Raw genomic sequence first — 20118 nt, forward strand, 5'->3', positions numbered from 1 at the left:
TTTTCGGCAGGTCGCGCCAAAAGCATTGCGCCAGCGCGAAGGCGGTCGGGCATTGCGGCGCGGAATTTGTCTGGAACCTTCACCGCGCCGAGAGGTTGTCCCAACAGTCGCCGGACGCGATTCCAGGAAAAGTGTGAAGCGGTTTTCCGTCGGGATTTGCGTCAAACCAGAGAGATCGGCGGTTCATCGTTTCGGCGGAACCGGGCACCGATCCAGGCGACCAGTTTACAGAAATGGAGACAGACCATGTTCATGAAAATCCTCACGGCTTCGGCCTTCACCATTGCCCTGGCAACATCCGCCATGGCGCAAAGCAACAGTGCGGCCGGCGCGGATGGGTCCAGCGGCAGCGGCAAGTCGGTCACGGTGGACCCAAGCACGCCGGCCTCGCCCAATACGATCGATTCGGGCGCAACCAACAGCACGACCACCACGCCGGGCGACATGAATTCCAATGCGGACCGGAATTGCCCGACCAATCCCCAGGGCGCGCAGATGGATGCCAATGGCAACGCCACCGCCCCCACCGTGAACGACAACAACTGCGGCAAGTAGTTTTCGATCGCGGCATGGAAACCGCGGACGCAGGTCCGCGGTTTTCATGTGCATTTGGTCTAGGGGCCGTCCGGCGACACCTCGCGCGGCGATTGGCTATCCACCGCGCCAAAGACCCTTATGTCAGGGCGCGGTTTTCCACCTTGCGAGCGCGCGAACACCGCGTGCATTTTCATCAGCCGCTTGAGCAGGCGACCATGGATGAGGTACCGGACCCGGCCATCGGCGAGATCGAACTCGATCCTGCCCCATCGCCTTACCGGACCCTTTCCAGTTGGCGGGCCAAGTCGATTGACCTCGAAGGCCAGCCTGACACTGCGGCCGGCGACATCCAGATAGATACCGGGATTGGCACCCAGGACATGCCACAGCCGGGCAACGTGCTCGATCGACATGTCGGATGAGATCATCGTGTGGTGCCGCTCAAGTCGCGCCCAGACGAAATCACCGGCTGGCTGAGGCAGCCCAGACACCAGACCCCTGCAATAGGCTGGCGCCACCCCGCGCACCAACCCGCGCATCGCGGTCGCCACGCTGTCGACCATATCGCGCCGCGATGCCCAGTCCACTTCGGAGAACGGCACCTGCCCGAGGATGTCGCCGTCGTCGAAATTAGCGGTCATCTTGTGCAATGTCACCCCGCCATGGACGGCATGCTGGCCGTCCGCGACCAGGCGATGGAGAGGATGCGGACCCCGGTAATTGGGTAGCAGCGCCGGATGAAAATTGAGCCCACCCTTGGGAAAGAGGCCGAGCACCTGCTGTGGGATCAAGGTCGGGAAAGCGTAGCAGATCAGCACATCCGCGGCGATGCCGGGCAATTGCCGGGCGAGCTCGTTCCACTCGTAAGGCCGGCCGAATTCGATCACCTTGACCGGCGTGTTGCCAAGATAGCGCCTGAGGAGAGACCAGCGCTTCAGCCTGCGCCGAAAATTGCCGATGCTGAAGCCTCTGCGCTGAAAACCAGGCACGATGATCGCGCCGATACGGTTGCCCGCCTCGATCCAGCCGGACAGCAGCGGCCCAGTGTAGGCAGAAACGTCCATTATGAAAACGGCATTGAGTTGGCCGACACGGGCCTCAGGCTGGGAAGACATCATCTCTCAGGCCTGGCGAAGCAAGACATCGCTTGCCGCCACGCGCCCTCACGCACCCGTCCTGGCAGGACCAAAAGGCCAGTCGGTCAGCCCGGCTTGGGAGAGAGCGTCCCGGCCGCGGCGACACTGGAGAGTCTTTCCCGTTTCACCAGAACAGGCTTTTCGTAGATCTTCCGCATGCTCACCCCCTGAAACTCAAATCAACCCGCATAGTTGGTCAACAACACGACCGGCTGTCAACCACCGGGCAGTGGTCAACAGCCGCTATTCCCATGGTCTTATGGCAATTGGCGGGCGTTATATCAGCCCGCCGCCAAAAATCGACACGTGAACTTACGAAACAGCCTTTTCACGAACCGGCAGCTTCCAGCCCGGCCTGACGAAATGGCAGGTGTAGCCGTTGGGATATTTCTCCAGATAGTCCTGATGCTCGGGCTCGGCCTCCCAGAACGCTCCGACCGGTGCGAGCTCGGTGACAACCTTGCCGGGCCACAGGCCGGAAGCATCGACATCGGCGATGGTGTCCTCCGCCACGCGCTTCTGCTCCTCGCTTGTGTAGTAGATCGCCGAGCGATAGCTCATCCCGACATCATTGCCTTGGCGGTTGCGCGTCGTCGGATCGTGGATCTGGAAGAAGAATTCCAAAAGCTGGCGGAAGCTGATTTTCGCCGGATCGAAGCTGATCTCGATGGCTTCGGCATGCGTGCCATGATTGCGATAGGTGGCGTTCGGCACGTCGCCGCCGCTGTAGCCGACACGCGTGGCGAGGACGCCCGGCATGCGCCGGACCAGATCCTGCATGCCCCAGAAGCAGCCGCCGGCAAGCACTGCGCGTTCACTGGAAGTCGCCATGTAACGTCTCCTCAAAAGGCAATTCCGGACAAAGTATGGCAGCTTTCCCCTGGGGAATTGCGCGGCAACAATTTGGATAGCCCATAAATGGGCATCGTCGCCCGCTTCGTCCAGTCTGAAGAATGGCCATTGGGTTGGACCCGTGAAAGGCGCCCCGGAGGCAACGGGATTGCGTGACGCCGCTCAGACGCGCGGATGCCTGGTCCGACTGCTGGCGGCAACCGGCAGATATTGGATACCGGGCGGAATGGCCGCAAAGCTGATTGCCACCGGCGGCGCCTCGCGCGACCAGTTGAAGAGAACGGTCTTGACCGGGATGTTGTCCAGCCATGGCCGCAGCAGTGACGGCACGTTACGGCCCGGCCAAACCATCAGCATGCCATGGTCGCGCAGCCGCTGCCTCGTGACCCAGGGCGCGAATCGCATATCGAGATCGGTGAAGATAGACGGCTTGTCATAGGCGTTGAGGCCCGCCAGCATGGCAAGATTGGTGTCGCCACCGACGATGTCGAGCCGGCCCGGCGCCGCCGCGTGCCAGATTGCCTCGGCCTCGTCCGAAATCGGCCGCGCTGGCCAGCAGACGGCGTCCATCCGCCCGCGCACATTGCAGTCCGTCCAGCGGATGGCGGCATAAGCGCCCGACATGGTCCCGATGCAGATCAAGGCGCAGATCGCCAACCTTTGCATCTCGACGGCGCCGAGCCGGTGACCGAGAAAGGCGAGCGCGACGACGCCGACGAGATTGTACATCGGCGCTCCCCAGGCCTCGCCGGTGCCGGTGAACAACGAGGCGACCATGATCAGCGCCGCCGGCCCAAGCCCCATCCAGCAGAGATAGACGAGCGTGCGGCGCTCGACGGGCGCTTGCGGGACAGGTGAGCGCCGCAACAGCCCCGATAGCGCCAGGACCAGGAGAAAGCCGGAAAGCCCGGCCAGTTGGACCCCAACATAGTAGAGCCGCGCACGGTGTTCGCTCACCCATGCGTCGCGGCCGGCGAAATAGGTGAAGGGCAGGAAATCCATACGGTAGAGTGCAACGGCCAGCGGCGCGGCGACGGCGAGAAAAACCGCCAGGCCGAGCCACGGCCAGGGTGTCGCCAGCCGGCTGCGCGCACGTGGATCGTACAGCAGCCAGAGAGCGCCGAAGGCAAGCAGCAGGCCGGTGGAGAACTTGGCGTAGAGCCCGGCGCCGGACACCAGTCCGAGCGCCAACCACCAGCCCGGCCCGCCGCCGCGACCGGCGCGCCACAGCAGCCAGCAGATCGCCGCCCAGAACGGCATCTGCGCATAATCGTGATTGAATTGCGGCGTCGGCCAGCCGAAGAAATAGACCGACGGCATCAAAAGCACGGCGGCCAGCGCGCGGCGCTGCCCGAGCATGTCGCGGGCCAGCAGATAGACCAGGACGAAAGTGGTCGAGATCGTCAGTTGCGCCAGCAGATACTGAGGCCAGCGGAACGATCCGGTCAGGAGATGGCTGGCCTCGAGCAGCCAGCCGGGGAGCTGCGGGTGCTTGTAGGTCAAAAGCACCCATTCGCGGCCCCACATGAAGCCTTCCACGACATCGCCGGGCGGCGCGGGATCGATGAGTGCCGGCACCACGGTCCAGCACAGGGTCTGCACCAGGCACAAAATCGCCAACACATGCCAGGGGCGACGTAGCAGGGCGGACCAGACCGACGCCGAATCCAGACCCACGGCAGGCAATCCTGCCGGCGCCCAACCATCCATGGAGTCGTCAATTCCCGTCATGCGGCGCTTAAACCACACCACCCGGTTTGCCGAACAGCCCCAACGTCAAAGCTTACAAAAAAGTATACTTGCCGGCCATTGCAACACCAAGATTGAGCGGGAAATTCGGCGCCTCGCCGCTCTTCCCGGGCAGAATAGCCCGCATTGCTGATCCAGCCTCAACATCCCGGACATTCGATGCGTCACCAGCATGCCATCATTCATCACCGCGCGCTCGACTTCTGGCTGGCGCGCGCGGCGGTCCTCGTCATCATCTGCCTGCAGCTTCTGGTGATCAACGATCTCTCGTTCGGCCCCCGCTGGCTGGCGCCGGCGCTGGAGGCCGCCCTGCTCGTGCCGCTGTCCGTGGCCACCGCCTGGACGCAGGTCGCCACTCAGAAAGCGGTCGAGGAGGAGCACTGGTACCTGGTCGGCCGGTTTCGCGTCATGATCCGCAGGACGGCCCTGGTGATGACCGGCGTCGTCAGCGTCATGAATTGCGGTTCGCTGGTGTTCCTCGTGCGCGCATTGCTGGCGGGCCATGCCGGCTCCAGCGGCCAGACGCTGCTGATCGACGCGCTCAACATCTGGGTCATCAATGTCATCGTCTTTGCCCTGTGGTTCTGGAGCACCGACCGCGGCGGGCCGCCGACCTGCGGCCTCGTCAACCGCGCTCATTCCGATTTCCTGTTCCCGCAAATGACCTTGAACGACCGTGAGATCCGCGACTGGCTGCCTGGCTTCGTCGACTACTTCTTCCTCGCCTTCACCAACGCGACGGCATTTTCACCGACCGACACCTTGCCGCTTTCCCGGCGCGCCAAGCTTTTGACGATGGCGGAGGCGATGATCTCGCTGCTGACGATCGCGCTGGTCGCGGCCCGCGCCGTCAACATCCTGGCCTGATGGGGGAGCAGGGCCTCGTTTGCGTGAAAACCATGAGCGGCCCGAAAACGAAAAAAAGCCCGCCCCGGCGTGAGCCAGGGCGGGCCTTGGTTCGATCGAGCCGTCAAGTGCCGGTTCTCGAGGCCGGGCAAGGCCCGGCTTCAGTCCTCCGGGACGGACCTGAATTTCAGCACGATCGCCTCGAACAAAATGTCCGAAAGCGTGTCCAGTTGGTTGATGGCGGCATCGATGTCCTTGGGCAGCACCGAAAGCACGATCTTCAGATACTGGTCCGGCTTGTCGGCCCGCACCTCGGCCAGCACGCCGGCGCCGTGCGCGCGAAAGTCGGCGCGGACGGCGGCGAGGAAATCGTCGCCCAGCGTCTTCTTCGTCCGCGCGCGGGGTTTGCGCGGCGGCGCGGGGCTGGCGGCGGCTTTGCGCCTCGGCGGCCTTGCCTTGCGGCGCGCCGGCCCGGTTTCGTCAGTCATGGCTCCGTGCCCCGGCATTGGTATCACCGGCATTGACATCACCGGCGGCGGCCTTCGGCGCTGCCTGCCTGGCCCGCCTGGCCGGCTTTTTCGAGCGGGCGGATTTCTTCCTGGCCTTCCCGCCGCGCTTCGGCGTCGCGGCCCGTATGGGCTTTGCCACAGCAACAGGCCTGGCAGCCTTGAGCCGGGCCATGGCGAGGCCGATGAGCTGTCCGCCGATACCAGCCTGCGGAAAGCTGAAGCAGCCCGCCTCGTCCCGCACCATGCCGATCAGCACGGCGGGCGCGACCAGCTCGACGCGCCCAAGGCGCGCGACCGGCGCCGCGCCCTCGAATTCGCCGACGGCGCTGACGATCTCGCGGCCGTCATCCCTGGTGATGATGGTGGCATAACGGGGCATGGGATTTCTCGCATCTCGCGGCGGCAGCGCTCTACGGCCCCCCCCCTCTGTCCTGCCGGACATCTCCCCCTCTTGGGGGGAGATTAAGCACTCGCCGGCTTTCGCCAATTTCCAACGTCTGCTGGAGTGGCGGAGCGCCAAAGCTGCAAATCTCCCCCAAAAGGGGAGATGGCCGGCAGGCCAGGGGGGCGCTGTCCCGCCAGCATTCAAGATTGGCAACAACCAATGACGCCCCACAGGGATGGCGCCAAAAAACAAAAACCCGCCTGGCGGCGGGTTGGTGGCGCAAATCAGCACCATGGATGGATTTATAGCATCGTTGCCCTCACCCAGTCAACGATCTTATAGGAAAAAATTCACATTTCGCCAAGGAGCACCATCCCCGCCCTCCACAATCATCCGGCTTTTCAGGAGCCTGCTCCTGTGAAATCATCGGCGGCAGCTCATGGAATGATTCCCGTCGCACGGCCTTTTGGAGAGGACGATGGACAGACCAGCCATGGCATCCGTCTTCAGGATGCGGCATGCTCCGGCCACGATTTCCGGTGTGCGCAGCACTGGCCAGGGCCAGGCGGACCCCGTCATCCGGGTGCACTCGCTTGGCGAGGCGATCCGCTTCGTCGCCAGCGCCTACCCCAATTACGACATCAGCGCCGCGGCCATAGACTGCGGCGATCCGTCGATCCCGCGCCTAGGCGGCCCGGAGGTCAGGGCGCTATGGCGCGAATATGGCGAGCGCCTGACGCAAGAATAGGCGCGGTCGGCCGAATGGCCTCCTGGGATCGGAAACGCCGCTGACGCGTTTCCACTGCGATCAACCGAGGGAGCAATCCATGAACGTCGCCAACCTGCAACTCGAAGGCCTGCTGATGGCCGTCGCCTCGATCAACCACGTCCTAGTCAAAAAGGGCGTGCTGACATCGGAAGAGATCGACATTGCGCTGCGCAAGGCCGAGGCCTCGGAAACCGGTGAGGAGCGATCGGATGGCATGTCGGCGTCGAACCGCGACGCCGTCAATTTTCCGATCCGGCTGCTGGAACTCGCCAACCAGTGCCAGCCGGAAGCCGACATGCCGTCCTTCTCGAAGCTGGCCCGCATGGTCGGCCAGATGAAGGAGCCCTACAACGACCAGATGTGAGACGCTGCCCCGGGCGGGCTACTCAAGCCCTGCCCCCGGGCGGGCGGCTTACGCCCTGCCCCGGGCGGGCTACTCAAGCCCTGCCCCGGGCGGGCTCCTTACGCCCTGCCCGGCCATCCCAGGTTCAGCGCCAGTATCTTTCCCGGCCCGTGCACGGCGGCGAACAGCAATCCGGCAATGAAGGAAAAATGGTCGATGAAGAAGCCGAACTCGGCCTGGTTGCCGGCCCAGTGGCTGGGGCCGTGGAAGGCAAGGGCCAGGAACAGCACATAGGCGGCCGCGACCAGGGCGGCCTGCGAGAAGAAGGCGCCGCTCAGCAAACACAGCACCAGCGCGACTTCCAGGATCGCCGCGCACCAGGCGAGGAAAAACGGAAAAGGAAAGCCGGCGGCCGCGATATAGCCGGCCGTGGCCTCCATGCCCATGAACTTGAAGGTTACCGCCATCAGGAACACGCCGGCGAAGATCAGGCGGGCAATGAGAAGGGCCGCGGTCTGCCACGGCGATTGTGCGATTTGCGACGTCATGCTTGTTCTCCAGCTTCATCTGCCCCAAGGACGCGCCGCCCAGCGCCGATCCGACATGTCGGGCGAAAATTCTTTCCCACCGCTCGAAGCTGGGACAAGACATGGCCAAGGCCTTGACCGTCGGCGCGCCGCAACTGGAGCTGGTCCGGGAGATCGCGCTTTCCCGGCAACCACCTTTAGAAATCCTCATGATCGCGAAACTTGTCGGTAACCTCAGGCGTGGTATTGTTAGCCGGGGCTAATGCACAGCTGTGTCTGGTGATGGGTAGGCAGGAATGGGCGCAAGCGTCAGGTTGGGGACGAGATCCTATCTCGTCCGGTCACCGGTACTGGAATGCAGCGGTTGCGGCGGCACCGGGCAGGTTTTCCAATGCCCGCGCTGGACAAGTTCCAACGGGCTTTGCTGCCCTGCGGGCACGCATCACCGTGGCTGTCCCGGCGCCAGCGCGCCTTGCGCCGAATGCGGCGACACCGATAGCGCCGAGCCGGTCCAGCCGTCGGCCTGATCGGCGGCCGGCCTTGTCGGGCCTGTCGGGGCATGCCATGGAACCAGCAGCGTCGATCGTTGTTATGTCTGATCGCGGCATCGCGTGCCGGACAGGCACGCGACCATGCGGCTGAAAGAGAGGCCCGATATGCCCGACGACAAATCCAAGACCAAACAGGACCGCAAGCTGGTCTCGAGCGAGGAGACCTACGAGGTCGCCGCCTTCGCGCGCAAATACGGCATTCCGCAAAGCGAGGCGCAGACCATCATCAAGCGCTACGGCCCGTCGCGCAAGAAGCTCGACAACCACATGGCCGCGCGCGGGTAGACGGGCCGCGCGGCAACCATTTCGCTGGGATGGGCGTTGAAGGGTGATGCTGCGGGCCGCGTCAACCGGGCCCGGCGGTACGGTGAACAGGATGTCTTTTTCCCGGTTTCTCATCCTGGCCAACGAAATGGCAGACGAGCACCTGTCCCGCCCGGCCCGCGGCATGCCAAACTGGTGACGCCATGGCAATGGCGGAGCCGAACTGGCGAACGGAGGGCCTCGACCATGTCCGAGACAACACGCAGGACCGGCAGCTGCCTGTGCGGCGGCGTGCATTTTGTCGTCACCGGCCAGCCGACGCGGGTCGGCCTCTGCCATTGCAAGGACTGCCGCAAGGCGGGCGGTTCGGTCTATTCGGCCTTTGCCATCTGGCCGCGCGGTGTCTTCGAGACGACGGGCGAGGTCGCCAGCTACGGCACGCGCAGCTTTTGCCCGACTTGCGGCAGCCGCGTCGCCTGGGTCGGCGAGGATGAGGTCGAGGTGATGCTCGGCAGCCTCGACATCGCACCGACGGATCTGACGCCGCGCTACGAATTGTGGATCGGGCGGCGCGAAACCTGGCTCCATGCCTTGCCTGATGCCGAACAGTTCGAGCATGATCGGCCGCGGGCCGAAGGCACCGATCCGGCCGCGCCAAGACCGCTGTCCGACGCCGTCGCGCACGACTGAAAACAAGATTGAAAATTGATCTCGCCGGCTGGGAACCCTGCCCTGTGGGCCACGTTGTCAGGCGCTTCCTCTGTGCATGTCACCATCTCGACACGCATGATTCTTGGAGACGACCGTGAACGACAAGATGTTTCCCCGACCGATCCGCCTGAAATTCGCCCCCGAGCGGGAGCGCGTGGTGCGCAGCGCCTGGGAGGGTCTCGAATGCCTCGGCGACTGGCCCGCCGGCCATGGCCGGCAATACCGCGCGGCCCTGCGCTCCTGCCGCGATGCGCTGGATGGCTGGACGCCGGCGGAAAAGGCGATGCGGGCGATGATCGACGCCGCGCGCGAAGCGCGCATCCTCCAATAGCGGGACACGACATGGGCGATCTGATGCTGTCGACACCGCTGCGGGTCAAGCCGCATGGCTCGGACACGATCCGTGAGGTGGCCACGCTTCAGGACGCCAGCGAAATCCTGATCGACTGGCCGCAGGCCAAGCGTGGCCCTTTCTACCAGACCGCGCGCGAAAAGGTTGAGGCGGCGCTGCAAAACAATGAAGGCGCGGCCCAGGCGCAGGAGGCCTTCACCGCGCTCTGCGATCACGCCGGCCTGCTGGTGCGCTAACAGCTGTCAGCCATACCAAACGAAAAGCAGGCGAAACTCGCCTGCTTTTCGTCGTGACGCCGCTTCGATCATTGCGTGGGCAGATCGCTGTCCACGATCGGATGCGAGGCCTCGAAGCCAAAATTCCTCGGTGCCATCAGCATCAGGACGATCACGATGGCAATAGAGGCAAGCAACGTCGCGGTACTGGCAATATCTTTCACGGCCCCATCCTTTCAGATCCAGTTCGTTGGCAGAAACGTTTCCTGATCTTCGAGGTTCCGCTGACGCAGCGACAATGTCGCCTGACCGTCTCTATTTCTTGGGCGGCTGAGCCGGCACTTCGCCCGGCTTGATGACCGGCGTCTTGCCTTCGTCGGGGGCCGGCGCGGCCATGCCCTGGTCGCCGGTGGCCGGCGGCTTCAGCACGCCGCCGCAATCGCTGAGCTTTTCGCTGAGGTCGCCGCCGCCGGACGGCTGCTTGGCGCCCTGATCGGTTTGTGCCCGGCACTTGTCGGCCTGCTGGTTCGGCGACTGCTGACCCGTCTGTGCCGCCGCCGGCACAGCCAGGGCCAGCATCGCGGCGCATGATGCAATGGCGAGAGGGTTCATCTCGGCCTCCTTCGTTGAAGCCGCCCGCGGCGGCCTTCCCTTCACGAGGACAACGCCCGTGAGCCCAAAAGGTTGGCGATGGGTTTGGCCTGGGTTTGTCGAGAGGCTTACTCGCGGGGCCGGGCCGCGGCGGCCGGAGCGGCTTTCTTCTCGTCCTCCCCCGCAAGGCCGGCCCTGGGTTCGAGCCGGTGCAGAAGCCCCGCCACGACAAGCACGATCAGCGTGGCGAACCCGGCCACCTGCCAAAGGCCAAGGCCGCAGGCGACGCCGATCGCGCCCGCCAGCCACATCCCGGCGCCGGTCGTCAGCCCATGAACCTCGCCGCGCGAAAACAGGATCGAGCCGGCGGCGAGGAAGGCAACGCCCGCCGTCACCGCCTCGACGACGCGGATCGGATCGACCTTGACGGAATCCTGCGCGAACATCGGCGCATGGATGATCTCGATCGTCAGTATGCCGAAGGTGGCGGCGGCGACGCAGATCAGGATATGCGTGCGCAGCCCGGCCGGCCGATTGCGCCATTCGCGCTCGAAGCCGATGGCCGCCCCGTAAAGCGTCGCCAGCAACAGCCGCGCCGCGACGACCGGAAACGAGGTGTAGGTGGGATGGCCGAATTCCTCGACGAGCTGTTCCATGATGTCCCTTTGACGATGAGAGACTTTCCAACGTAGGCGGTGGACCCGTGGTTCCCCAGGATCGCCGTGGGCCGGCGCGAAGGCCGGCGCTTGCGCAAAAGAACTGCAACCAACCCCGTTCTCCAGCCGTTGCCCGTGCCGGAGGCCAGCCATGTTCGAGCATATCCAGCCTATCGACGTCGACCTCGGCGAGGCCGGCATCTTCGTGCGCCGCGCCGGTGAGGGACCCCCGGTGCTGCTGCTGCACGGCTTTCCGCAAACCCATCTCATGTGGCGCGACATCGCGCCGGCGCTCGCCGATCGTTTCACCGTCATCTGCGCCGACCTGCGCGGCTACGGCCGCAGCACCTGTCCGCCATCGAGCGCCGATCATGCGCCCTATGCCAAGCGGGCCATGGCCTCCGACCTGGTGGCGATGATGGCCGGGCTCGGCCTCACCAGCTTCATGGTCGCCGGCCATGACCGGGGCGGCCGTGTCGCCTACCGCATGGCGCTCGACCATCCCGGCCGCGTCGCGAAACTCGCCGTGCTCGACATCGTGCCGACGGCGGACGCCTGGGACCGGGCCGACGACCGGCTGGCCCTTGGCTACTGGCCGTGGTCGCTGCTGGCGCAGCCCGAGCCCTTGCCGGAAACGATCCTGGCGGGCGCCGCCGAAGCCATCGTCGACAATGCGCTGGGCGGTTGGGGTTCGGCGCCCGATGTCTTCCCAGCCGGCATCCGCCAGGCCTATGTCGATGCCTTGCGCGACCCCGCCCATATCCACGCGATCTGCGAGGAATACCGGGCGGCCGCGACGATCGACCGCGAGCACGACCAAGCCGACAAGACCGCCGGCCGGCGCATCGCCTGCCCGGTGCTGGCACTGTGGAGCGGGCAAGGCGCGCTCGCCGAATGGTATGCCGATGAAGGCGGACCGCTGGCGCTATGGCGAAGCTGGGCCGACGACGTGCGTGGCCGCGCTATGGCGGGCGGCCATTTCTTCCCCGAGGAAGCGCCGGGGCAAACGGCTGGCGCGCTGATCGATTTCTTCGGCGAGGCTGGTGCCGGTTAGCACCGCCGCTCAGCGGCCTGATGTGCGCGGCGTAGCCTCGCCGTCGGGTTGATCGGGCCGGAAAGGATCGGGTCTTTGCGGACAATCCTCGAAGCGATGGTCGCGGCCGCCGCAGAACGAACAGCACATCGCCTCGCGGCCCTCGCTGCCGGGCCACCATTGTGGTGTTTCGTAAGGCTTCCTACCATCCATGCCCAGCAATGCGCGACGCCCGATTTGGTTGCGCTCCGCCAGCGTCGCGGAACCAACGGACTTCAAAAGGGTTGTGTGCCACAATGCAAGCGGCCGTTCAGGAAGAATCCGGACCGGCTTGGTGCGCAATCGAAGAGAACCGTCATGTCCGCTCGTCCCCTGACCGTGCTGATGACCGTGGGCACCGTGCTGGCGGCGACCGGCCTGGCCGACGCCCGGCCCGACAGCCGCGCCATGGGCTGCGCCGAGATCCACGCCATGATTCAGGGCCGTCGCGCCGTGGTGCTGACCACCGGCCCCAACACCTATGACCGCTATGTCAGGCAGTTCGGCAATGAGTGCGACTGGCCCGAAGTGCCGATGTCGGCCTACATTCCGTCCCGCGACGGCGACTGCCCGGTCTATCGCTGCGAAGAGCCGGTCAACAATTTCCCGAATTGACCGCAAGCTGCCTGGGCGCCATAAGGTGCCGGCTTTCCCGCTTCGTCTAATGGTAGGACAGCGCCCTTTGAAGGCGTGAATCGTGGTTCGAGCCCATGAGCGGGAACCAACCAGTCATGGATACCATCGCGTTCGGTCCCGGCATGAAACCTTGCGGCCCCTTGCACGTTCACTATCGGCCAACAGGAGAGTTTCATGGATCCGGCAACCGCGGCGGTAATGGTCATGCTTTCATGCAACGCATCCCAGTGTCGGCCCATGGATTCGCGCCCGGTCGTCTATGCCTCGATCGAGGAATGCCAGGCGGCCCTCCAGGCCAGATTGGCACCGTGGCCGAACGGCGAAATGGTCGGCCGATGCAAGCAGGTCGACCGGACGGCGACCGGATCGATCCCGCCTGAAGGATATGCCGTGGTCCAAGTCACGCGTGGCGTCGGCAGCGATGCGGCCACCACCAGCTATTTCGTTCAGAGAGCCAGGGACTAGACGCTCCGCCGCTTGGCGAGCCGGCTGGCTCCCCGGCGTGACCCGCCCTCCTGAAACCATTTCGGCGACCCCGCGTTGACGACCGGGGCACCGCCAGACACAGGAGACATTCCATGACCGTCAACTGCCGCATATCCATCGACAACCGGCCGGACGCCACCAACGTCACCTTCCAGGCGGTGCCGCGCATTGGCGAAAGTGTTTCTCTGTCGGTCGACGGAAGCCCCCAGGACCTGCGGGTCTCGCGTGTCGTGCATGTCCCCAACGGTGGACTGGAAGGTGCCGCGATCATCGTCGAGGTGACGACCAACATCCTCTAGGCGCTGTTTCGGTCGCCCCAGGAGGCTTACGCCCCAGTCGTTTTCTGTATGCCGAAACCCGGCGAAACGTCGTCGGCCTCGCTGCCGGTCTGCGGCACGATGATGGATGCCAAGGGCGCGTTCAGCCGCCATTCCAGATGGCCGGGCGACCGCTCCAGCGTGGCCGAGCCGCCCAGCGACTGCGGCGTCACGCGCTGCAGCACGACGGTGCCGAACCCCTTGCGCGTGGTCTCGTCGCGCCTGTCGCCGGGATGCGGCGTCGATGTCTCTTTCCAGATCAACTGAAACTCGCGCGCCGAGCCGATGGTCCAGGTGATCTCCACCCGCCCGCTATCGCTGCCGAGCGCGCCATATTTGGAGGAATTCGTGCCAAGTTCATGGAAGGCCATGCCGAGATTCTGCACCGCGTTCGACTGCAGCGTCAGCACCGGCCCGGAGAGCAGGATCTGCTCCTCGCGGCCAAAGGGCTTGAGATGTTCCTGGATCAGGTCGAACAGGCTCGCCCCCGCCCATTCCGTGGTGACCAGCAGATCATGCGAGCGCGACAGCGCCATGATGCGGGCGCGGATGAGTTCCTCGAATTCCTTGGGATCGTTCGAACGCTTGCTGGTCTCCCTGACCATCGACAGGATGACGGCGAACTGGTTCTTGACGCGATGGTTGACCTCGCGCATCAGCAGCCTGATCCGGCGCTCGCTCTCCTTGGCGGCGGAGATGTCGCGGGCGATCTTGGAGGCGCCGATGATCTCGCCATGGGCGTTCCTGATCGGCGAGACCGTCAGCGAGACGGAAATCAGCGCGCCGTCCTTGCGCCTTCGCACCGTCTCGTAGCTCGCCACGCGGTCGCCGCTGCGGACCTTGGCGATGATCTCGGTCTCCTCGCTCTTGAGATGATCGGGAATGAGCATGAGGATGGACTGACCGACCGCTTCCTCGGCGCTGTAGCCGAACATGCGTTCAGCCGCCAGGTTCCACGTCTTTATGACGCTGTTCAGATCCTTGCTGATGATGGCGTCGAATGAGGAATCGACGATAGCGCCCAACCGGGCATCGGCGCTCGCGCTCAACCGCCCCTGCTCTTCATTGTCGGCGGCCGGCACCAGCAAGTCCTTCATGATCACCTAGCTAGCGTGCAAAAGAATCAAGGCAAGTGCCTGGGAGACCCAAGCATGCGGGGACATAGGTAAAAGCGTTAGTCGGCCGTCCCGCCGTCCGACGTCCCCGCATTGCCGGTTGGGGCAATCACGCCGAACTCCTGCGACTTGATGCCTTGCTCCGCTGCCAGGAAGCCCTCCGAGGCCAGGCCACGGCGCAACAATTCCCTGACGGCGGCGGAACGGCTCGGCATCCGCTTATCGAAGCGCCAGTTTTCCAACGCCGTCAATTCGTCGGCGGTGAGCATGATCTGCAACCGCTCCGGACGTTCCAGCTCAGCCATGTGGGCTTCCTTGCTAGAGCCAAGGATGGGGGGAATTAGTATTTACCTCGCTCAACTAACAAATAGGGTTTGCCGCATATTGCGTCAAGGCCGGCCAGTAGGGGGTTGACGCATCCAACCCATGATGTGGACTAGACGCAGGCTCCCCACTTGCATACCTATACTAACTAACTGATTTCATTCAAACAATTTGATATTTTGCTTGTCATACGCCCGCGCCGGGCGCATGCTGCGCTATCAATGGAAACAACCCTCCACGGGAGGCTTCAATGCGGTACGATTACTCTTCGCGGATGCTCGACGACGTCTATTCGGCGGTTCAGAGGGCCTTCAAGACGGCAGGCATCGTCAACATCAGCGCGGTGGCGGAACAGGTCAGGGTGAGAAACCTGGCCGAGAACGTCGCCCTCGAGGATGTTGAATACCTGGTGCTGCAGGCTGCTCAACGGCTTGGCGCGGCGATCGAATTCGACACTTTTGGCTTGGTTTCGAGCGGAAACAGGCTCGCCGACAATGGCGAGGACAGCCCGATCGTCCCGCTCAATCTTCATCGATCAGCCTCGATGCAATAGCCAAACGTCCGCGGACGGCCACGGCCGCGCGGCCCGTGGAACAAGCATGGTCTTCGGAGATTATCGCGGCACCCGATTGAGGAGGATGTTGTGAAAGCCTTGCGCAGTCTACTCGCCGAATTGTCCTCCAGCTGGCTCCAGCGCCGCAAGACGCGAACGCCGGTCGCCGGCAGTCCGGTCAAACCTGTTTCCCGCGTTGCTGGCCAGTCCGCAAAGATCCGGCCGGCACACAAGCCAAGGCCGCCCTCTTCCCGCGATGTCGCTTCGAATATGTGACGCCCGGGAAAACGACGGGCCGACATCACCGAATATCAACAGCACCTTAGCTCGCGGCGGCGGCCGGGGCCTTTCTGGGGGTGGCCCGCTGGCGTCGCATGCGGCGCTTGGCGACGAGCTTGAGGGCGACCGGCGGCTCGGTCGACAGCGCCCCCGTCACGGCATCCACCATGCCATGCGCCACGAAATCCGCGTTGATGTCCTGGGCCAGCTTGACGGCCGCGGCCTTGTCCTCGCTGCCGGTCTCCGACCAGAACACGATTCCCACGCGCAGCGCTGCCTTCATACGCTTCAGCCGGCGAACCAGGAACCGCGCGTGCTTGATGGAATCCAGGTTCAGGAAGCCGACCACGACGGTGTCCACCGCGTCGAGTTCGAGGCGGCGGATACCGGCCGGTTCCATATCGGCAAAGCCTGCCTTCGACACCGTCGCGCCCTGGACTTCCACGACCTGCGCCAGCATTGCCGCGGCGGCATCGTCAAGTTCGCCGCGCCCGCCGGCGCAAAGCACCGATAGGCCGGTGCCATCGGGCAGATCGGGCTCCTCCTCCCCGGCGGCGTCACCCTGGTCGTCCGCCTCCGCGGCCGCGAGCGTGCCGGCCTCCTCGTCCGCTTCCTCCCGCGCACTATCATCGAGATTTGCCACCAGCGCCTCGGCGCTCGCCGCCAGTTGCCGCCTTTGCTGATCGCCCATGACGCCGCGCGCGCGGTCCCGCTCGCCCAGCAGGAGCGCCGGAATGGCCACCTTGTCATAGAAGTCGACCAGATATTTCTCCTCCAGCATCTCCTCGGCATGGTCGGTGGCTTCGTCCGGATCACCGGCCAGGAGCCGCTGGTAAAGGCGCGCATGCGGTTCCAGCACGGGCTGGTTGCCGAACAGCACGTCGAGGAATTCAAACTGCGGCACGTGTCTGCCCAGCACCACCAGGCAAACGGTGAGCGGCGTCGACAGGACCAGGCCGAGCGGACCCCACAGCCACGTCCAGAAGATGGCCGCGACGATGATCGCCAGGGATGACAGCCCCGTTCGCGAGCCGTAGAGCCAGGGCTCGACGACGTTGCCGGTTATCAGTTCCATCACCACGAACAGGGCGGCTGTCCACAGCACGAGCGACCAGCCAGGCGCCACGGCCAGCGCCAGGAACAGCGGCAGCAGCATGCCGATGGCGGGCCCGATGTAAGGAACGAAACGCAGCGCCAGCGCGAGCAATCCCCACAGCAAGGCGTTTGGAATGCCGAGGATCCACAGCCCGATCGCTATCGGTATGGCGTAGAGGATGTTGACGACCAGTTGCATGAGCAGGTAGCGGCCCACCCGTTTACCGGCATCCTGGAGCGCCTCGGTGGTGCGGTGAAGATCGCCGTAGCCGACAAGCCTGATGAAACGGTCGCGCAAATCCTCCCGCTCCAGCAGCATGAAGATGACGACGACGATGATCAGACCGGCCGATCCGAGCGGACTGATCAGCGGCCCGATTATGTTCTGCAGGACTTCGAGCGGCCGTTCGCGCGAGACGATCTCGACAGGCACCGGCTCGCGCGGCGGCTTGTCGGGAGCGGCGGCCGGCAGCGTCGCGTCCTGCCGGTTGATCTCCTGGCCGACGCGCTCGACCACGCCGCCCAGCCTGGCAAGGATCCCTCCCCCGACGCCGGTTTCCTTGAGCGAGCGGATCTTGGTGAGAATGTTGGTCTGGTAGACCGGAATGTTCTGCGCCAGTTCGCTGACCTGCGTGGCGACAATGAAGCTGAACAGGCCAAGTGCGGCGAAAGCGCCGACCACGCTGGCGATGACGGCGGCAAGCCGGGGGACGCCGACCCGCTTGAGCGCCGACACCAGCGGCGCCAGCGCGAAGGTCAGCAGCAGGGCGATCGCGATCGGCAGGAACACCTCGCGCCCGAAATACAGCGCCGCCACCGTCGTGACGATGGTCGCCACATTGGGCAATGCCGTTCGCGGGTGGGGCGCGATCGCCGTAAGAGCGTCCGGAGACGCCGTGCCGTTTCGACGATTGGCCACGCTATGCCTCCCTGCCAGCCCCATGATCGGGCATATAGAGCCGGGGAGCAACATTAGCCAGAGGTGAAACACACGCTGTCCAAAGAGCGGTCTATCCGGTAGCGACCGCTGACCAGGATCAGCGCGCGTCGTGCCGCGCCAATGCATGCTCGATCAGGATATCGATAACCTGGCTGTAGCCGATGCCGATCGCGGCAAGCGCCTTGGCGTACATCGAGATGTCGGTGAAGCCGGGCAGCGTATTGACCTCGTTGACCAGCAGCGAACCGTCGGCGCGCAGGAAGAAGTCGACGCGCGCCATGGCCTCGCAGCCGAGCGCCCGAAAAGCCTGTCCGGCCATCTCCCTGGCTCTGTCGGCGACATCGGCGGGGACATTGGCGGGCACTTTGACCAGGGCGCCGTCGGCGTCGAGATATTTGGCCTCATAGGTGTAGAAGCCATGCTTGCCGGCGGGGATGATCTCGCCGGGCAGCGACACGGTGAACGAGCCGTCCGCCCGCTCGAGCACCGAGCACTCGATCTCGCGGCCTTCGACGAACTCCTCGATCAGCGCCTTGCCGTCATAGCGGAAAGCCGTTTCGACGGCCCGATCGAAGCCATCCCGGTCATTGACCTTGCTCACCCCGAAGGACGAGCCCTGGCGGGCCGGCTTGGCGAAGAAGGGCAGCCCCAGCTTCCCGGCGATCTCCTGGAACGAGCCGACATCGCCACGATGGACGGTGACCGAGCGGGCGACCGCAAGGCCAGAATCGCGCAGCAGCCGTTTGGCGACGTCCTTGTCCATGGCGGCGGCCGAGGCGAGGATGCCGCAGCCGACATAGGCGACATCGGCAACCTCGGCATAGCCCTGCACCGAGCCGTCCTCGCCGAACGGACCGTGCAGCACGGGAAAGACGACATCGACCGGCGACAGGTCGGCCCGCGCGGCGCCGTGCGACGCCGAGACCAGCCGGCCCTTGCCGCCAGGCAGCAGGGCGACCTCCACGCCATCCTCCGAGACCGGAGCCCCTGCCCCGTCGCCGACGGCCTCCGACGATTGTTGCAGCAGCCATCGGCCATCCCTGGAAATGGCGATCGCCACCACCTCGTAGCGCGTCCGGTCGATCGCCTTCAGCACATTGGCGGCCGAAAGCCGCGACACGTCGTGCTCGGCCGAACGCCCGCCATAAAGAATGGCAACCCTGATCTTTCCGGTCATCGAAATCCCTCAACTGTCGAAATCAAATAGCCACGGCAATGCCGCGATTGGCAAAGAAACGATCGAAATCGGACGGCGCCAACACTGCGTTCGCCTGTGTGGCGGCGGTATGACCGGATGGGTTGTGGAAGCGATAGCCTTCGTCCGACGCCGCCGTCACCAGCACCAGGTGGCCGCCCTTCGACGGCGGCTCGCGCTCCGGCCAGCGGATCGAACTGCTGACCGACGCGATGAAGAAGCGCGACCGGGAAAGGATCGCCGGAACCTCGCCTGTCGCGACATTGGTCATCACCTCGGCCTCCAGGCCGAATTCCTGCTTCACGAAGGGGACGAAGGGCGCGTAGATCAGTCCCTTGATCGAGCTTTCATTGACGACATAGCCGCCATATCCGGTGCACCGCCTTGCCAGCTCGATCGCCGGCACGATCTCACCACGCGCCGCCAGGATCATCTTGAGACACGCCATGCCGCAGATATTGGCCGCCCAGAGCGCGTATTCGTCCAGCGTTTCCGCACCTGAACACTGCCATAGCGGGTCGCGCCTGAGCGCGGCCTCCGCGCCTTCGGCGAGCACCGCCAGCGTCATGTCGGGTGTTTCCCACTGGCTGAAAAACGGCACGGCTTCAGGCAATGGACTCATGCAATCTCGGATCCCTCTCGAATCTCGTATACGAGGATACAAAGGAGGCCGCAAGAAGGCGGCGGCAATGCGCGGCTCTCGTGCGCCATGCCCCGCTGCGTCACGCCAAACCAGCGGACTCCAGCACATACAAATTGGTCGGCGCGTCATGCAGCATCACCTCGCGCTCGAAACGGAACCCGTTCTTCTCCAGGGCACGCCGCGAGGCGACATTGGCCGTGCGGACCAAGCCGATCACCCGCCTTGCGTCGAGATCGCCGAAAGCCAGGGACAGCGCCTCGCGGATCAGCTCCGTGGCAAAACCCTGCCCCCAGCTTTCCGGCCGCAAATGGTAGGAGAGGTTGAGGCCATCGAAGGCCTGCGAAACCGTCACCCCGCCAAAACCGATAGGCTCGCCACCCGCCTCGATGGTCCAGCGCCCGAAGCCATGCTCGCGCCAATGGCCGATGTCGCGCAGCAACCGGTCGGCGCTTTGCTGGGCGGTGTCGGGG

General features: G+C 64.6%; 29 protein-coding genes and 1 tRNA gene. 15 read left to right on the plus strand and 15 right to left on the minus strand.

All coding sequences use genetic code 11. The annotated features are described in order from the left end of the window. Positions 1–246 precede the first annotated feature (246 nt). Positions 247–555, plus strand: coding sequence for a hypothetical protein (locus tag FJ948_RS05070; RefSeq protein WP_140702102.1), 309 nt, complete (start codon positions 247–249; stop codon positions 553–555). Between the two features lie 59 nt (positions 556–614). On the opposite strand, the gene FJ948_RS05075 is transcribed toward FJ948_RS05070, so the two are convergent. The 3 genes from FJ948_RS05075 to FJ948_RS05090 all read right to left on the minus strand — a co-directional run bounded on the left by FJ948_RS05075 (position 615) and on the right by FJ948_RS05090 (position 4202). Beyond that, the gene (locus FJ948_RS05075; protein WP_181173558.1) at positions 615–1601 is read right to left on the minus strand and encodes a formyltransferase family protein; all 987 of its coding nucleotides are present in this window, start codon (positions 1599–1601) and stop codon (positions 615–617) included. A gap of 384 nt (positions 1602–1985) precedes the next feature. After that, complete coding sequence (msrA, locus tag FJ948_RS05085) at positions 1986–2504, minus strand: peptide-methionine (S)-S-oxide reductase MsrA (RefSeq protein ID WP_140702108.1); 519 nt, start codon at positions 2502–2504, stop codon at positions 1986–1988. A 183-nt stretch (positions 2505–2687) separates the two neighbouring features. Continuing rightward, positions 2688–4202, minus strand: coding sequence for a glycosyltransferase family 39 protein (locus FJ948_RS05090; RefSeq protein ID WP_246677451.1), 1515 nt, complete (start codon positions 4200–4202; stop codon positions 2688–2690). A gap of 231 nt (positions 4203–4433) precedes the next feature. On the opposite strand from FJ948_RS05090, the gene FJ948_RS05095 reads away from it, so the two are divergent. Then, positions 4434–5141 carry a hypothetical protein gene (locus tag FJ948_RS05095; protein ID WP_140702110.1) on the plus strand — a complete coding sequence of 236 codons (708 nt, stop codon included), beginning with the start codon at positions 4434–4436 and terminating at the stop codon, positions 5139–5141. 140 nt (positions 5142–5281) lie between these two features. Here FJ948_RS05095 and FJ948_RS05100 read toward each other — a convergent pair whose 3' ends face one another. Together FJ948_RS05100 and FJ948_RS05105 are read right to left on the minus strand one after the other, a co-directional pair. Continuing rightward, entirely contained in the window at positions 5282–5608 is a 327-nt protein-coding gene (locus tag FJ948_RS05100; protein ID WP_140702112.1) for a hypothetical protein, read from the minus strand. Next, positions 5601–6008: a hypothetical protein gene (locus tag FJ948_RS05105; protein WP_140702268.1), complete on the minus strand. Its 408-nt coding sequence runs from the start codon at positions 6006–6008 to the stop codon at positions 5601–5603. The genes FJ948_RS05100 and FJ948_RS05105 overlap by 8 nt, the downstream gene beginning before the upstream one ends. Positions 6009–6492: 484 nt before the next feature. Between FJ948_RS05105 and FJ948_RS05110 the strand changes: the two genes are divergently transcribed. Further along, a complete protein-coding gene (locus FJ948_RS05110) occupies positions 6493–6762 on the plus strand; it encodes a hypothetical protein (protein WP_140702114.1) in 270 nt (89 codons plus the stop codon). Between the two features lie 79 nt (positions 6763–6841). Then, the gene (locus FJ948_RS05115) at positions 6842–7147 is read left to right on the plus strand and encodes a hypothetical protein (protein ID WP_015317041.1); all 306 of its coding nucleotides are present in this window, start codon (positions 6842–6844) and stop codon (positions 7145–7147) included. A 98-nt stretch (positions 7148–7245) separates the two neighbouring features. Here the strand turns inward: FJ948_RS05115 and FJ948_RS05120 are convergent, their stop codons facing one another. After that, entirely contained in the window at positions 7246–7674 is a 429-nt protein-coding gene (locus FJ948_RS05120; RefSeq protein ID WP_140702116.1) for a DoxX family protein, read from the minus strand. Between the two features lie 2 nt (positions 7675–7676). Between FJ948_RS05120 and FJ948_RS05125 the strand changes: the two genes are divergently transcribed. The 5 genes from FJ948_RS05125 to FJ948_RS05145 all read left to right on the plus strand — a co-directional run bounded on the left by FJ948_RS05125 (position 7677) and on the right by FJ948_RS05145 (position 9767). Continuing rightward, positions 7677–7916: a hypothetical protein gene (locus FJ948_RS05125; protein ID WP_140702118.1), complete on the plus strand. Its 240-nt coding sequence runs from the start codon at positions 7677–7679 to the stop codon at positions 7914–7916. A gap of 393 nt (positions 7917–8309) precedes the next feature. Further along, on the plus strand, positions 8310–8489 hold the full coding sequence (locus FJ948_RS05130; protein WP_015317039.1) for a DUF3606 domain-containing protein: 180 nt from the start codon (positions 8310–8312) through the stop codon (positions 8487–8489). 225 nt (positions 8490–8714) lie between these two features. Further along, the gene (locus tag FJ948_RS05135; protein ID WP_140702120.1) at positions 8715–9158 is read left to right on the plus strand and encodes a GFA family protein; all 444 of its coding nucleotides are present in this window, start codon (positions 8715–8717) and stop codon (positions 9156–9158) included. Between the two features lie 115 nt (positions 9159–9273). Further along, positions 9274–9510 (plus strand): DUF982 domain-containing protein, encoded by a 237-nt coding sequence (locus FJ948_RS05140; RefSeq protein WP_140702122.1) that lies wholly within the window; start codon positions 9274–9276, stop codon positions 9508–9510. A gap of 11 nt (positions 9511–9521) precedes the next feature. Then, positions 9522–9767, plus strand: coding sequence for a DUF982 domain-containing protein (locus FJ948_RS05145; protein WP_140702124.1), 246 nt, complete (start codon positions 9522–9524; stop codon positions 9765–9767). A gap of 68 nt (positions 9768–9835) precedes the next feature. Here the strand turns inward: FJ948_RS05145 and FJ948_RS30880 are convergent, their stop codons facing one another. The 3 genes from FJ948_RS30880 to FJ948_RS05155 form a co-directional block, all read right to left on the minus strand. Next, the gene (locus FJ948_RS30880) at positions 9836–9970 is read right to left on the minus strand and encodes a hypothetical protein (protein ID WP_281405353.1); all 135 of its coding nucleotides are present in this window, start codon (positions 9968–9970) and stop codon (positions 9836–9838) included. A gap of 91 nt (positions 9971–10061) precedes the next feature. Beyond that, positions 10062–10358: a hypothetical protein gene (locus FJ948_RS05150; RefSeq protein WP_140702126.1), complete on the minus strand. Its 297-nt coding sequence runs from the start codon at positions 10356–10358 to the stop codon at positions 10062–10064. Between the two features lie 107 nt (positions 10359–10465). Continuing rightward, positions 10466–10993: an MgtC/SapB family protein gene (locus FJ948_RS05155; protein ID WP_140702128.1), complete on the minus strand. Its 528-nt coding sequence runs from the start codon at positions 10991–10993 to the stop codon at positions 10466–10468. A gap of 151 nt (positions 10994–11144) precedes the next feature. Here FJ948_RS05155 and FJ948_RS05160 point away from each other — a divergent pair, with 151 nt between their 5' ends. The 5 genes from FJ948_RS05160 to FJ948_RS05185 all read left to right on the plus strand — a co-directional run bounded on the left by FJ948_RS05160 (position 11145) and on the right by FJ948_RS05185 (position 13486). Further along, entirely contained in the window at positions 11145–12047 is a 903-nt protein-coding gene (locus FJ948_RS05160) for an alpha/beta hydrolase (protein WP_140702130.1), read from the plus strand. A 336-nt stretch (positions 12048–12383) separates the two neighbouring features. Beyond that, entirely contained in the window at positions 12384–12680 is a 297-nt protein-coding gene (locus tag FJ948_RS05170) for a hypothetical protein (protein ID WP_181173559.1), read from the plus strand. Positions 12681–12715: 35 nt separating this feature from the next. After that, positions 12716–12789 (plus strand) — tRNA-Gln (locus FJ948_RS05175). Positions 12790–12938: 149 nt separating this feature from the next. Next, a complete protein-coding gene (locus FJ948_RS05180) occupies positions 12939–13166 on the plus strand; it encodes a hypothetical protein (protein ID WP_246677452.1) in 228 nt (75 codons plus the stop codon). A 113-nt stretch (positions 13167–13279) separates the two neighbouring features. Then, positions 13280–13486 (plus strand): hypothetical protein, encoded by a 207-nt coding sequence (locus FJ948_RS05185; protein ID WP_140702136.1) that lies wholly within the window; start codon positions 13280–13282, stop codon positions 13484–13486. Between the two features lie 26 nt (positions 13487–13512). Here the strand turns inward: FJ948_RS05185 and FJ948_RS05190 are convergent, their stop codons facing one another. Both FJ948_RS05190 and FJ948_RS05195 read right to left on the minus strand, forming a co-directional pair. Beyond that, complete coding sequence (locus tag FJ948_RS05190; protein ID WP_140702138.1) at positions 13513–14601, minus strand: PAS domain S-box protein; 1089 nt, start codon at positions 14599–14601, stop codon at positions 13513–13515. A 77-nt stretch (positions 14602–14678) separates the two neighbouring features. Next, on the minus strand, positions 14679–14924 hold the full coding sequence (locus tag FJ948_RS05195) for a hypothetical protein (protein WP_140702140.1): 246 nt from the start codon (positions 14922–14924) through the stop codon (positions 14679–14681). A gap of 269 nt (positions 14925–15193) precedes the next feature. Between FJ948_RS05195 and FJ948_RS05200 the strand changes: the two genes are divergently transcribed. Continuing rightward, entirely contained in the window at positions 15194–15496 is a 303-nt protein-coding gene (locus FJ948_RS05200) for a hypothetical protein (RefSeq protein ID WP_140702142.1), read from the plus strand. A 322-nt stretch (positions 15497–15818) separates the two neighbouring features. Here the strand turns inward: FJ948_RS05200 and FJ948_RS05205 are convergent, their stop codons facing one another. The 4 genes from FJ948_RS05205 to FJ948_RS05220 all read right to left on the minus strand — a co-directional run. Next, on the minus strand, positions 15819–17789 hold the full coding sequence (locus tag FJ948_RS05205) for an AI-2E family transporter (protein ID WP_140702144.1): 1971 nt from the start codon (positions 17787–17789) through the stop codon (positions 15819–15821). Between the two features lie 118 nt (positions 17790–17907). Beyond that, positions 17908–18987 (minus strand): D-alanine--D-alanine ligase family protein, encoded by a 1080-nt coding sequence (locus tag FJ948_RS05210; RefSeq protein ID WP_140702147.1) that lies wholly within the window; start codon positions 18985–18987, stop codon positions 17908–17910. Positions 18988–19009: 22 nt separating this feature from the next. Next, complete coding sequence (locus FJ948_RS05215; protein WP_140702149.1) at positions 19010–19627, minus strand: C39 family peptidase; 618 nt, start codon at positions 19625–19627, stop codon at positions 19010–19012. Between the two features lie 100 nt (positions 19628–19727). After that, on the minus strand, positions 19728–20118 hold a 391-nt coding region (locus FJ948_RS05220), incomplete at its 5' end, for a GNAT family protein (RefSeq protein WP_140702150.1).

Source organism: Mesorhizobium sp. B2-3-12, assembly GCF_006442205.1.
In the GTDB taxonomy this organism is placed as follows: Bacteria; Pseudomonadota; Alphaproteobacteria; order Rhizobiales; family Rhizobiaceae; genus Mesorhizobium.

Bases quoted from the DNA above. Each gene is read 5' to 3' on its own strand.
- FJ948_RS05170 (WP_181173559.1), top strand. From the start codon at position 12,384: ATGTCCGCTCGTCCCCTGACCGTGCTGATGACCGTGGGCACCGTGCTG.
- FJ948_RS05160 (WP_140702130.1), top strand. From the start codon at position 11,145: ATGTTCGAGCATATCCAGCCTATCGACGTCGACCTCGGCGAGGCCGGC.
- FJ948_RS05075 (WP_181173558.1), bottom strand. From the start codon at position 1,601: ATGGACGTTTCTGCCTACACTGGGCCGCTGCTGTCCGGCTGGATCGAG.
- FJ948_RS05130 (WP_015317039.1), top strand. From the start codon at position 8,310: ATGCCCGACGACAAATCCAAGACCAAACAGGACCGCAAGCTGGTCTCG.
- FJ948_RS05135 (WP_140702120.1), top strand. From the start codon at position 8,715: ATGTCCGAGACAACACGCAGGACCGGCAGCTGCCTGTGCGGCGGCGTG.
- FJ948_RS05070 (WP_140702102.1), top strand. From the start codon at position 247: ATGTTCATGAAAATCCTCACGGCTTCGGCCTTCACCATTGCCCTGGCA.
- FJ948_RS05200 (WP_140702142.1), top strand. From the start codon at position 15,194: ATGCGGTACGATTACTCTTCGCGGATGCTCGACGACGTCTATTCGGCG.
- FJ948_RS05180 (WP_246677452.1), top strand. From the start codon at position 12,939: ATGGATTCGCGCCCGGTCGTCTATGCCTCGATCGAGGAATGCCAGGCG.
- FJ948_RS05150 (WP_140702126.1), bottom strand. From the start codon at position 10,358: ATGAACCCTCTCGCCATTGCATCATGCGCCGCGATGCTGGCCCTGGCT.
- FJ948_RS05110 (WP_140702114.1), top strand. From the start codon at position 6,493: ATGGACAGACCAGCCATGGCATCCGTCTTCAGGATGCGGCATGCTCCG.
- FJ948_RS05105 (WP_140702268.1), bottom strand. From the start codon at position 6,008: ATGCCCCGTTATGCCACCATCATCACCAGGGATGACGGCCGCGAGATC.
- FJ948_RS05115 (WP_015317041.1), top strand. From the start codon at position 6,842: ATGAACGTCGCCAACCTGCAACTCGAAGGCCTGCTGATGGCCGTCGCC.
- FJ948_RS05145 (WP_140702124.1), top strand. From the start codon at position 9,522: ATGGGCGATCTGATGCTGTCGACACCGCTGCGGGTCAAGCCGCATGGC.
- FJ948_RS05155 (WP_140702128.1), bottom strand. From the start codon at position 10,993: ATGGAACAGCTCGTCGAGGAATTCGGCCATCCCACCTACACCTCGTTT.
- FJ948_RS05120 (WP_140702116.1), bottom strand. From the start codon at position 7,674: ATGACGTCGCAAATCGCACAATCGCCGTGGCAGACCGCGGCCCTTCTC.
- FJ948_RS05095 (WP_140702110.1), top strand. From the start codon at position 4,434: ATGCGTCACCAGCATGCCATCATTCATCACCGCGCGCTCGACTTCTGG.
- msrA (WP_140702108.1), bottom strand. From the start codon at position 2,504: ATGGCGACTTCCAGTGAACGCGCAGTGCTTGCCGGCGGCTGCTTCTGG.
- FJ948_RS05195 (WP_140702140.1), bottom strand. From the start codon at position 14,924: ATGGCTGAGCTGGAACGTCCGGAGCGGTTGCAGATCATGCTCACCGCC.
- FJ948_RS05100 (WP_140702112.1), bottom strand. From the start codon at position 5,608: ATGACTGACGAAACCGGGCCGGCGCGCCGCAAGGCAAGGCCGCCGAGG.
- FJ948_RS05185 (WP_140702136.1), top strand. From the start codon at position 13,280: ATGACCGTCAACTGCCGCATATCCATCGACAACCGGCCGGACGCCACC.
- FJ948_RS05215 (WP_140702149.1), bottom strand. From the start codon at position 19,627: ATGAGTCCATTGCCTGAAGCCGTGCCGTTTTTCAGCCAGTGGGAAACA.
- FJ948_RS05190 (WP_140702138.1), bottom strand. From the start codon at position 14,601: ATGAAGGACTTGCTGGTGCCGGCCGCCGACAATGAAGAGCAGGGGCGG.
- FJ948_RS05210 (WP_140702147.1), bottom strand. From the start codon at position 18,987: ATGACCGGAAAGATCAGGGTTGCCATTCTTTATGGCGGGCGTTCGGCC.